10 protein-coding genes and 1 pseudogene are annotated in these 9,996 nt (G+C 65.9%); 6 read left to right on the forward strand and 5 right to left on the reverse strand.

Annotated elements, in window-relative coordinates; all coding sequences use genetic code 11:
* The coding region (locus tag VNS22_RS15250) for a Gfo/Idh/MocA family oxidoreductase (protein WP_325733838.1) at window positions 1–386 on the forward strand (386 nt) is incomplete at its 5' end.
* Window positions 387–855: 469 nt separating this feature from the next.
* Here VNS22_RS15250 and VNS22_RS15255 read toward each other — a convergent pair.
* Together VNS22_RS15255 and VNS22_RS15260 are read right to left on the reverse strand one after the other, a co-directional pair.
* Window positions 856–1,692 (reverse strand): alpha/beta hydrolase, encoded by an 837-nt coding sequence (locus VNS22_RS15255; RefSeq protein ID WP_325733840.1) that lies wholly within the window; start codon window positions 1,690–1,692, stop codon window positions 856–858.
* A gap of 248 nt (window positions 1,693–1,940) precedes the next feature.
* Window positions 1,941–2,165: a hypothetical protein gene (locus VNS22_RS15260; protein ID WP_325733842.1), complete on the reverse strand. Its 225-nt coding sequence runs from the start codon at window positions 2,163–2,165 to the stop codon at window positions 1,941–1,943.
* 218 nt (window positions 2,166–2,383) lie between these two features.
* On the opposite strand from VNS22_RS15260, the gene VNS22_RS15265 reads away from it, so the two are divergent.
* Genes VNS22_RS15265 through VNS22_RS15275 form a run of 3 tightly spaced genes read left to right on the forward strand, consistent with a single transcriptional unit; the run spans window position 2,384 to window position 4,985 of the window.
* Window positions 2,384–3,901, forward strand: a complete 1,518-nt coding sequence (locus tag VNS22_RS15265; protein WP_325733844.1) for a sensor histidine kinase — start codon at window positions 2,384–2,386, stop codon at window positions 3,899–3,901.
* Window positions 3,898–4,536 carry a response regulator transcription factor gene (locus VNS22_RS15270; RefSeq protein ID WP_325733846.1) on the forward strand — a complete coding sequence of 213 codons (639 nt, stop codon included), beginning with the start codon at window positions 3,898–3,900 and terminating at the stop codon, window positions 4,534–4,536. Before VNS22_RS15265 ends, VNS22_RS15270 begins: the two co-directional genes overlap by 4 nt.
* Before the next feature lie 35 nt (window positions 4,537–4,571).
* Window positions 4,572–4,985: a response regulator transcription factor gene (locus VNS22_RS15275; RefSeq protein WP_325733848.1), complete on the forward strand. Its 414-nt coding sequence runs from the start codon at window positions 4,572–4,574 to the stop codon at window positions 4,983–4,985.
* 392 nt (window positions 4,986–5,377) lie between these two features.
* Here the strand turns inward: VNS22_RS15275 and VNS22_RS15280 are convergent, their stop codons facing one another.
* The 3 genes from VNS22_RS15280 to VNS22_RS15290 all read right to left on the reverse strand — a co-directional run bounded on the left by VNS22_RS15280 (window position 5,378) and on the right by VNS22_RS15290 (window position 8,024).
* Window positions 5,378–5,902 carry a DNA starvation/stationary phase protection protein gene (locus tag VNS22_RS15280; RefSeq protein ID WP_325733850.1) on the reverse strand — a complete coding sequence of 175 codons (525 nt, stop codon included), beginning with the start codon at window positions 5,900–5,902 and terminating at the stop codon, window positions 5,378–5,380.
* A 364-nt stretch (window positions 5,903–6,266) separates the two neighbouring features.
* Window positions 6,267–7,133 (reverse strand): MBL fold metallo-hydrolase, encoded by an 867-nt coding sequence (locus VNS22_RS15285; protein ID WP_325733852.1) that lies wholly within the window; start codon window positions 7,131–7,133, stop codon window positions 6,267–6,269.
* A 177-nt stretch (window positions 7,134–7,310) separates the two neighbouring features.
* Complete coding sequence (locus VNS22_RS15290) at window positions 7,311–8,024, reverse strand: alpha/beta fold hydrolase (protein ID WP_325733854.1); 714 nt, start codon at window positions 8,022–8,024, stop codon at window positions 7,311–7,313.
* 281 nt (window positions 8,025–8,305) lie between these two features.
* Between VNS22_RS15290 and VNS22_RS15295 the strand changes: the two are divergent.
* Both VNS22_RS15295 and VNS22_RS15300 read left to right on the forward strand, forming a co-directional pair.
* Window positions 8,306–8,724: pseudogene (locus VNS22_RS15295) on the forward strand (transposase); the annotation flags it as partial.
* Between the two features lie 134 nt (window positions 8,725–8,858).
* Window positions 8,859–9,887 (forward strand): IS110 family transposase, encoded by a 1,029-nt coding sequence (locus tag VNS22_RS15300; RefSeq protein WP_325733856.1) that lies wholly within the window; start codon window positions 8,859–8,861, stop codon window positions 9,885–9,887.
* Window positions 9,888–9,996: the final 109 nt, after the last annotated feature.

Consider the following 9,996-nt stretch of genomic DNA (forward strand, 5'->3'; position numbering starts at 1 on the left):
ACAAGTACGACCCGATGTACGGCTTCACGCTCAGCCTCATCGGCGACAAGGGCATGATCGAGGTGCTGGGGGAAGGTGGCACCGGCCTGAAGTGGGAGGGCAAGGACGTCCACCTCATTCTTCATCGCCGGAATGGACCGACTGATACTTTTCGCTTCGATGAAGGCGGCGACGACATCTGGCAGTCAGACGTCTCCTACTACAGCCGTGCGCACGCCAACCAGATCCGTGAGTTCGTCGACGCGCTCATCGCCGGCAAGCGGCCGCGATACTGCGGCGAGGATGGCTATCGCGCCATCAAGACGACGATGGCCGCAATCTGCTCCGTCAGGGAGGGGGTGCCGGTCAAGGTCAGCGAGATGACCGACGAGCGGTTCGGCGCGTAGCTAATCACCGACCTGGACAGCCATTCCCATAGGGACCGAGGTCGGGAGACCTCGGCGACCAGTGCCACGATCCCTGGGTAGTCGGTGCGCAGGAACTGGCGCAGCACGAGCACGGCGAAGAGTGGCGGCTGCGCACAGCCGCGCCGGGAGAACCGGCCGGCGTGGCTCGGCAGCGCCATTTCCCCCGCAGCCGGTGCGTCGCGGGCTAGCTGCAAGACCGACTTCGTCATGCTCGCACCACCGCCTCCCGTCCGGGCCTTCCTCCAGGCGCAGCCGACCTCCCGGTCAGCCAGAGGTTTCGACAGAGCAGAATGGGCTTTGAGAATCTTGCTGCCTGGATGATCAGAGCGGGGATCTCGCGCGGCTTCGACATCATCGATAGGTGCCCGCATCGACCTCGGAGGAAATGAAGCGCACCGGTCATGTCCCTTGGACGATCGCGGCGAGGTGCTGCCTGCCACTAGAACAGTCAGCCGCGGACAAACGCGAGCAGGTCGGGATTGATGACGTCGGCGTGGGTGGTCAGCATGCCGTGGGGGAAGCCCGGATAGATCTTGATCGAGCCGTTTTGCAGCAGCTTGATCTGCAACTCTGCGGCATCCCGATATGGCACCACCTGGTCATCGTCACCCTGCAGCACCAGGGTGGGAACGGTGATCGCCTTGAGGTCTTCGGTCTGATCCGTCTCGGAAAATGCTCTGATCCCTTCATAATGGGCCAGCGCGCTGCCGGTCATGCCCTGGCGCCACCAGTTCGCGATGACGGGCTGGGACACCTGGGCAGCCGGTCGGTTGAAGCCGTAGAAGGGGCCCGATGCGACCTCGTGGAAAAATTCGGCGCGGTTCGCCGCGAGCGCGGCGCGGAAGCCGTCGAACACCTCGAGCGGCGTACCACCCGGGTTGCTGGCGGTCTTGACCATCAGCGGCGGCACCGCGCTGACCAGCACTGCCTTGGCGACGCGGCCCTGCGGCTGGCCATACCGCGCGACATAGCGAGCGACTTCGCTGCCGCCGGTCGAGTGGCCGATATGGACGGCATTGCGCAGATCGAGATGCTCGGTCAGGGCCGAGGCGTCGGCAGCATAATGATCCATGTCATGGCCGGTACCGACTTGTGAGGAACGGCCATGGCCGCGGCGGTCGTGGGCGATGACGCGGTATCCGTTGGCGAGGAAGAACAGCATCTGGGCGTCCCAGTCGTCCGACGAGAGCGGCCAGCCATGATGGAACATGATCGGCTGGGCGTCCTTCGGACCCCAGTCCTTGAAGAAGATCTCGACGCCGTCCTTCGTGGTAACGGTAGCCATTGCATCCTCCATTGCTCATGCTGTTGGCGGACGTGCCGTGAAGGCGTGTCCGGCAGGGAGGAGTGTCGGGCACGGCGAGATCAGGCGGTATCATACACAGGTTTGGCGGGACCGGGCCGTCGTCCTAAACTTGTGTATGATAGCATGAGGCATGTTGTTCGGGTGACCAAGGGCGCAGCGTCACGCCTGAGGGAGGCCGCATGACCATGGAGCCGCGGCTCGCCGCTTCCCCAAGCGGCTGTCCGTCCTCAGGACGATCCGAGGGCCCGGCTTGATCGATGGATGAGAGTAATCGAAGGATTGCAGGCAATCTGCAGCTTCGCACACACATGCACCGTAGCAGGGCCTTCGCGCCCCTGCGTCGCCGCCTCCTGCAGACCAGGTTCCGCAACGAGGTTGATCTCGGCGGGTATCTCGCGGATTTCGACGTCCAGTGCGAGCGGATCTGCTGCGAGACGGGCTTCGCGCGTCACGCGCCACTGCTTTCCCGCAGGCTGCCTGCCCGCGATCGCCGGCCGATGACGCGGCAGCAACGGCTGCCCCGGCCCCCACTTCGCAACACACCCGCGTCGCTGTAATGCTGCCGGCCAGAGATGAACCGCTCGCACGCGACTGGCGAATGCAGAGGCGAGATCATCCATCCAGCGTACTGACCCGGCCGGCTCGATCCGGTCGGCTGCGGGAGGCGATGATGCGCGATGACGCCGCGGGCAGGCGCCTGACGCGCCGTGTTTACGGCGGCGCAGCGCTGTTCATTGGGGTCGCCATCTTCGCGCTCGATGTCCTGAGCCCGCTCCAGGGAGCGGTCGCCGTCCTCTACACATCGAGCGTTCTGTTGGCCTCTCGCACCTACAACCGCGCAGAGATCATGGCCGCCGGTGCACTCGGCGCCCTGCTTGCGGTGAGCGGCTACGTCATCAGCCATGCCGGCAATCCCCTCGATTCGGCTGCAGTACGGTTGGGCGTGAGCCTGGTCGCGATCGGGATCACCACGCTGCTGTGCGTTCGCAACCAGGTGGCAGCGGAGGGCAAGCGCGAATCGGAACTGCGTTACCGCACGATCTTCGGCGCGGCCGCCCTGCCGATCTGGGAGGGGGACTGGTCGGCTGCCTATGACATGCTGCGCAGCGGCGCCGTTCCGGATGCCGAGGCGCTGGACCGGGTAGCGCGCGGCGCCATCATCCGGGACGCCAACGATGCGGCCGCGCGTTTGTTCGGGTTGCCGGACCGCTCCGCGCTCATCGGCAGCACGATCATCCGCCACCATACGCCGGCCGCGGAAGCGTCGCTCGCCCGCATTCTCATGGCATTGCTGCGCGGTGAAACCACGATCGAGGAAGAAACCCAGTTCCTGACTCTGTCGGGCGAAGTTGTCGATGTCGTCGTCCACGTGACGCTCCCGCCCAGCGAGGGCGAATGGAAGCGGGTGCTCGTGATGGCGATCGACGTCACCGAGCGCAATCGTGCCCAGCTGCGCTTCGCTCAGGCGCAAGCCGAGCTCACCCATGTCGCGCGCGTCACCACGCTCGGACAACTCGCCGCCTCCATCGCCCATGAGGTCAACCAGCCGCTGTCGGCGATCATCACCTATGCCAAGTCGGGCAGGCGATGGCTGCTGCGCGATACGCCGGACCCGGCGGAGGCGATCACCTGCCTGGAGCAGATTGCGTCCAACGGCGCCCGCGCCGCCGAGGTCATCGCGCGGATCCGCGCCCTCGCACGCAACGGTGAGCCCCAGCAGGGCATCATCGAGCTGCAACCGCTGATCGAGGAGACCGCGACCCTGCTGAACCGCGACCTCGACGCCAACCATGTCGGGCTGCGGCTCGATATTGCGCCCGGCCTCCCGCCGGTCCTGGGCGACCGTGTGCAGATTCAGCAGGTGCTGATGAACCTGATGATCAATGCCGAGCAGGCGATGAGCGCCATCCCGCCAGCCAGACGCCAAGTCTGCGTCGATGCCAAGGTGGACGGTGCCAGCGTCACGATCAGCGTGCGCGATTGCGGAATGGGCATTGCCGGCGACCCGGAAGACCTGTTCGCGCCATTCTTCACCACCAAGCCGTCCGGCCTGGGCATGGGCCTGTCGATCTGCCGCTCGATCGTCGAGCGTCATGGCGGCACGCTGGTTGCAGCCAACAACCAGGACGGCGGAGCGACCTTCAGCTTCCAGCTTCCGGTCGCGCAGCAGCATGAGGTAGTGGCATGACCGAGCCTGGGCGGGTGTGCGTGATCGATGACGATCCCGATGTGCGAGGGGCGCTGGGCAGCCTGCTGAGGTCGGCGGGCTTCGAAGCCGCCTTGTACGACACGCCCGAGGAGTTCCTCGCCGAAGGTCCGCCCGCCACCGCCTCGTGCCTCGTCCTCGATGTCCGCCTGCGTGGGGAGAATGGCCTCGATTTTCAGGAACGCCTCGCCGGCGGCGGCATCTCCATTCCGGTGATCCTGATCACTGGCCATGGCGACATTCCGATGACCGTGCGCGGCATGAAAGCCGGTGCAGTCGATTTTTTGCCCAAGCCCTTCAGTGACGAGCAGATGCTCGAGGCGGTTGCGGCGGCGATCGAGACCGACCGTGCCCGGCGGGCTGCAGCGGCCGAGATGCAGGCGCTCCGGCAGCGCCATGACCGGCTGACGCCCCGCGAGCGGGAGGTGATGGCGCTCGTCGTGACCGGCCTCATGAACAAGCAGGTCGCCGCACGCATGGCGCTGTCCGAGATCACCGTGAAGATCCATCGCGGCAACATGATGCGCAAGATGGAAGCGCAGTCGCTTGCCGACCTGGTGCGCATGGCCGAGCTGCTCGATGTGCGCGACGACACGATCCACCGGTTTAACATCTGAGTATGATGGAGCTTCCGAGACCGTCAGCCCATCTAATGGGTGTTGAGGCGGCATCCGTCGCCACACTCCCGGAGCAAGTTCAATTGCCTCGATCTTCCCTCGTTGCCATCGTCGATGATGATCCGGACGTCCGGGCCAGCCTGGACAGTCTGATGCGGTCGGCGGGGCTGGCGGCGCGCTGCTTCGGCGGTGCCAAGGATCTCCTGGCCGACGAGGAAATCGGGGCCGTCTCCTGCGTCGTGACCGACCTCCACATGCCGGAAATGACCGGTCTCGAACTCCAGAGCGAACTCGCACGCCGCGGATGGACTCGGCCGGTGATCTTCATGACCGCGTTCGCCTCGGACGCGACGCGGGCCTTGGCCCTGGCCGCTGGTGCCGCGGCCTTCCTCAGCAAGCCGATCGACCCGGACGCCCTGCTCGACGCGATCGAGACCGCCATGCACTGAACTTGAGGCTCAGGCCTGCGCTGTTCAGGCTGGACCGCCTTGCGCTTGGCGGTGCCGCATCTGCCTTGCCTGGGACCGAACCCGAGCGCGCCTGCGTGGTTGCATGGATCGGGTGCATGCCAAAGGGTGGCAGATCGTAATGCGCCCTCTGAGCTTGGGCTCGCGATTGCGGCCGGCGAGACGGGTGGTCGGCGCGAAGCCGGTACCGCCGGACCTGGCCGGAGCGACCACAACGAGACCGTGGCACCGGACCGATGTCGGCCAGCAGCGCAACCGGCACGGGGACGGGTGCTGGCCGATGCGATCATCATGAGCATGGCAGCGCCCCGTGCGCGCGGATCTGGCGGTGGCCGCTGGTCTCGCGGAACCCGCACCGCCACATCCGCAGCACATCAGATGGCGTTGGGCGTGCGGCGGCTCTCGTACAGGAACCAGCTGCGGCGCTCCGTCTCGTCGATCCAGACCTCGATGAGGCTCGCGGTGGCGACGTCGCGATAGGTGTCGCACACTTCATGGAGGCTGCGCATCTCGCCGACGAGCTGCTTGTTGTCATCCTGCAGTTCGGCCAGCATGTCCCTGGGCTCGACATATTCCTCGTTGTTGTCGAGCAGCCGCTGCCGTCCGGCGATGTCGGAGATCGAGCGGATCGTCGTGCCGCCGATCTTGCGCGCGCGCTCGGCGATGACGTCGGTCATCGCGAAGATCTGTTCGGCCTGCTCGTCAAGCAGCAGGTGATAGTCGCGGAAGTGCGGGCCACTCATGTGCCAGTGGAAGTTCTTGGTCTTGAGATAGAGGGCGAACACGTCCGCGAGGAGCCCGCCCAGGCCCGCGGAGATGTCGCGGGTCGCATCGGCGCCGAGATCGGTCGGCGTTTCGAGATGGCGGCGGGCAAGCGAGATGGTCTGAGACTCAGTCACGGGATGTCTCCTTCACGAGATCGGCAGCAACGATGCCGCCGGACACGCTGCCGATCTTATCTCCCGGGCCGGACTAACCAATCCACACCTAGGTTTGTACCTGAAGGCCGTAATGAACCTGACGATGTCAGCCTGCGTTACATCGTGAGGGTGGGTATGCCGTGGCGCTGAATGGCCAGCGACCTGCCGCCGCCGGGCTTGGCCCGATCCGCTGGAGCGGGGTCAGCAGCGCTGTCAAAGGAGCAGGGGATCCAGCTGCGGGCCCAGCGCTGGCTGGTAGCGGGCTGCGTTCAGGTACTGGTCGAGGATCTGCGGACGCTCCAGCCGCTTTGTATCTCCACCATCCGGGCAGCGAACGCCCGTTCTAGGGCCGTTTCTTGGCCGTGGTTGCCGCCGCCCAGAGCGAGCCGGGGTTGGCGCGACATGGATACAGCGCAAGCATCGCCTCGTAGAGCTCCTTCGCATCGGACGTCGTGCTGTCGAGACGATTGAAATCCCGGAGATATTGCTGCGTCTCCGCGATGATCCGCGGATCGTCCTCGTTCTCGGGGATCTTGTGGCCGGCGATCACCGTCTTGGGCTGCAACGCCGCGAGCATGTCCAGGGCCGCGATCCATTCCAGCCGGCTCTGGGTGTCCGTTTCGCTGAGATAGGGATGAATGCCGTTATAGACGGTATCCCCTCCGACAATCAGGTTGATCGACGGGACATGCAGGCAGGTGGAACATGCCGTATCCGTCCGGCCGGTATCCACCACCCTGAGGCTGTGCCCCTCCAGGTCCAGCTCGCCGCTTTCCAGCGGCGCCGCGACGCGCAGCCGTTCCGCGATCTGGCCGGGGAAGAGCCGACGCCAGAAATTGTCCATCCAGGCCTGCGTCAGCTGCTCGCGCATGGCCTCGACCACCGCCGGTACAGCGACGGCCCGTGCGCACGGAAAGCGCTCGAGCAATGCGCCCAGGCCGAAGAAATGGTCCCCGTGCCCGTGCGTCACATAGATGGTGGTGAGATTCTTGCCGCTCGCGACCACCCAGTCCACCAACGTCCGGGATTGCTCGATCGTCAGGAATGTATCGACCAGGACGGCATCATGGGCCCCGTGGATGAGCGTCGAGGAGTTCGCCACCCACATCCGGTTCTCGTTGCCGGGAGGCACGTCCCGGGTAACCCCGGAGCGCCTGACGGTGAGGACATCCCAGCGGAGGCTTTCGGCAGCGTTACCGATCGAAGTCATGGCGGTTCTCCTCTTCAGAGATTGCCGGGTCTGGCTGATGGCGGGGGATGCCGGGTATCGGCGGTGGACCGGAGCAGACGCTCGCGCAACCAATGGTGGGGAGTTGCACGAGCAGTGTTCCGCTTCCGGATTGTCGGGACGTCCCGCTGCCGCATCGCCACGGAACGCTTCCCCGGCTCATTCGCTTCGGGCGGCATCCTCGATCAGCGAGGCCACCTCGTGGGGATGCGAGACCATCACGACATGCGAGGCGCCCTCGATGACCTTGGTCTCGCGCGCATGCGCCCGCTCGGCCATGAACTTCAGCGCGGCCGGCGGGATGTTGCGGTCGGCCGAGCCATAGATCCAGTAGGACGGCACGACCTTCCACGAGGCCACGCCCGATGGTTCCGTGAGCGCCGCCTGCGCCACTGGCCGCTGGGTGGCCGCCATCAGCCGAGCCTGGCGCAGCGGCACGTCCGCGGCGAACTGCTGCGGAAACTTGGCCTGGTCGATGTAGAGATCGGGCAGGCCGTCGCTCTGGGGCACCGGGGGAGCCAGGGTATCGCTGAGCGTGCTTCCGGGGAACTTGCCCGTAAGCTCGAGGCTGGTCTCGCCAGTTTCCGGCGCGAACGCCGACACATAGACGAGAGCCTTCACATTGGTGTTGCCGTTCGCCGCTTCAGTGATGACGGGGCCGCCATAAGAGTGCCCGACCAGAACCACCGGACCCTCGACCGATTTGACGATGGCGGAAACGGCTGCGCCGTCGCTGGCGACCCCGCGCAGCGGATTGGCGGCTGCGATCACGTGATACCCGCCCTCTTCCAGTTCTGCGATGACGCCGTTCCAGCTCGACGAACCGGCGAAGGCACCGTGCACGAGGACGACGGTGGGCTTGGGCGACTCCATGCTCTGTGCTGCCGTCGCTCCAGAAAGGCCTATAACAGTCGTGAACGCGATGCTCTTGAATAGATTACGCACCGTATTGCTCCTTGATCGGCCGAGATGCCGATGGGGGGAACGTGCGCCCGGTGAAGTAGCCGGTCGATTATACGTAGGTACGTGTGTCCACGCGTAGGAAGCGGCCCGCCGCATTAGCGTATTCGCGCCCACGGCCAGCAGGACGTTTGAGCCTCACGGTCTAGAGGTTGCTATGGACCTGCCGCCGGCTGATCGCCAGGTTCATGGCCATGTGCCATGTCCGCAAGCCTTACCCTTCTGATGTATCCGATGAAGAATGGGTGCTGGTAGTGTCCTATCTGATCCTGGTGCGGGAGGATGCCGGCCAGCGGCTGCATGGATTGCGCGAGTTGTTCAACGGCCTGCGTTACCTCGTGAAGACCGGTACGCCGTGGCGCTGGATGCCCAAACGACCTGCCGCCTCGGGCTTCGCCCGATCCCCCGGAGGGATGTCGGCAAAGCTGACGCTGCGTTCCTCGCGGAGAGTGGCGAGCGGGCGGGCTGTGACGACGCCGAGCGCAAGAGGGGCTCCGAGTTGTCCCTGGCCGTGGACAGGCTCGGCCATCTTCTGGCCTCGCAGGTCACGCCCGCTGATGCGGACGCTCGTGCCGAGGTGGGGCGCCTTGCCCAGGCCGCACGAGAAGCCACCGGCCAGAGCTTCGACCTGGCCTAGATGCCGTAACGGGCCCACGCTGGCTCTGACTGGCGGGGCGGCTGTCCCTCAGAGTGATGGCGTGTGCGGGGTCCGAACGGGTCGGCCCCAGGCATCATCGAGGGACAGCCATGGAGCATTATGCCGGGATCGACGTGTCGCTGGAACTGAGCAGCGTGTGCGTGGTCGACAGCAGCGGCCGGATCATTCGCGAGGCCAAGGTACCGAGCGAGCCGGAGGCGCTGGTCGGCTTCTTCGGCCAACTCGGCCTGCCGCTGGTCCGGATCGGGCTGGAGGCGGGGCCGCTCTCGCAGTGGCTGCACGCCGGGCTGACGGCGGCCGGGTTCGAAGCGGTGCTGCTGGAGACCCGGCACGTGAAGGCGGCGCTCTCGGCCATGATCGTGAAGACCGATCGTAAGGACGCCCGCGGCATCGCCCAGCTCTTGCGCATGGGCTGGTTCAGGCCGGTGCACCGGAAGTCTCCCGATGCCCAGGAGGTCCGGGCGTTGCTGGTCGGCCGCAAGCTCCTGCAAGCCAAGCTGCGGGATGTCGAGCTCAGCATCCGCGGCATCCTGCGCGGCTTCGGGCTCAAGGTGGGCGAGGTCAGCAAGGGCCGGTTCGCTGCCAGGATCAACAAGCTGGTCGCTGGCCACGAGATGCTGGAGACAGTTGCCGGCGCGATGCTGCAGGCGCGCGAAGGCTTGCAATCCGAGTTCATGCGCCTGCACCGGCGGATGCTGGCCATCGTACGTGGCGATGCGGTCTGCCGTCGGCTGATGACAGCACCCGGCGTGGGCGCCTTGGTGGCGGTCACGTTCAAGACCGCCGTCGATGATCCGGAACGGTTCCGCACTGCCAAGGCGGTGGGGGCTCACTTCGGGCTCACGCCGAAGCGGTACCAGTCGGGCGAGACCGATGTGAGCGGCGGGATCAGCAAGGTCGGGGACGCGATGGTGCGCACTGCGCTCTACGAGGCGGCCAACGCGATGCTGACCCGGGCTGTCCGCGTCTCGACCCTCAAGCGCTGGGCCCTTGAGGTTGCCAAGCGACGCGGCACGAAGCGGGCCAAGGTGGCCTTGGCCCGCAAGCTGGCCGGTGTTCTCCATCGCATGCGGGCGAACGGCACCGACTTCCGCTGGGGCAAGGAGGCTGCCGCGTAGCAGCGCACCAAGAAGAGCAGGTTTGGGACGGGGCTGAGCGGTCCCGTTCCTTCGAGGTCCCGTCGCCGGGACGCAGGAACCGGTGAGGCCGGGGGTAGTGCTGTGGGCG

Origin of the sequence: Geminicoccus sp., from assembly GCF_035556675.1 — a bacterium.
Taxonomy (GTDB): domain Bacteria; phylum Pseudomonadota; class Alphaproteobacteria; order Geminicoccales; family Geminicoccaceae; genus Geminicoccus.

Bases quoted from the DNA above. Each gene is read 5' to 3' on its own strand.
- VNS22_RS15255 (WP_325733840.1), bottom strand. From the start codon at position 1,692: ATGGCTACCGTTACCACGAAGGACGGCGTCGAGATCTTCTTCAAGGAC.
- VNS22_RS15265 (WP_325733844.1), top strand. From the start codon at position 2,384: ATGCGCGATGACGCCGCGGGCAGGCGCCTGACGCGCCGTGTTTACGGC.
- VNS22_RS15270 (WP_325733846.1), top strand. From the start codon at position 3,898: ATGACCGAGCCTGGGCGGGTGTGCGTGATCGATGACGATCCCGATGTG.
- VNS22_RS15275 (WP_325733848.1), top strand. From the start codon at position 4,572: ATGGGTGTTGAGGCGGCATCCGTCGCCACACTCCCGGAGCAAGTTCAA.
- VNS22_RS15285 (WP_325733852.1), bottom strand. From the start codon at position 7,133: ATGACTTCGATCGGTAACGCTGCCGAAAGCCTCCGCTGGGATGTCCTC.
- VNS22_RS15290 (WP_325733854.1), bottom strand. From the start codon at position 8,024: ATGGAGTCGCCCAAGCCCACCGTCGTCCTCGTGCACGGTGCCTTCGCC.
- VNS22_RS15300 (WP_325733856.1), top strand. From the start codon at position 8,859: ATGGAGCATTATGCCGGGATCGACGTGTCGCTGGAACTGAGCAGCGTG.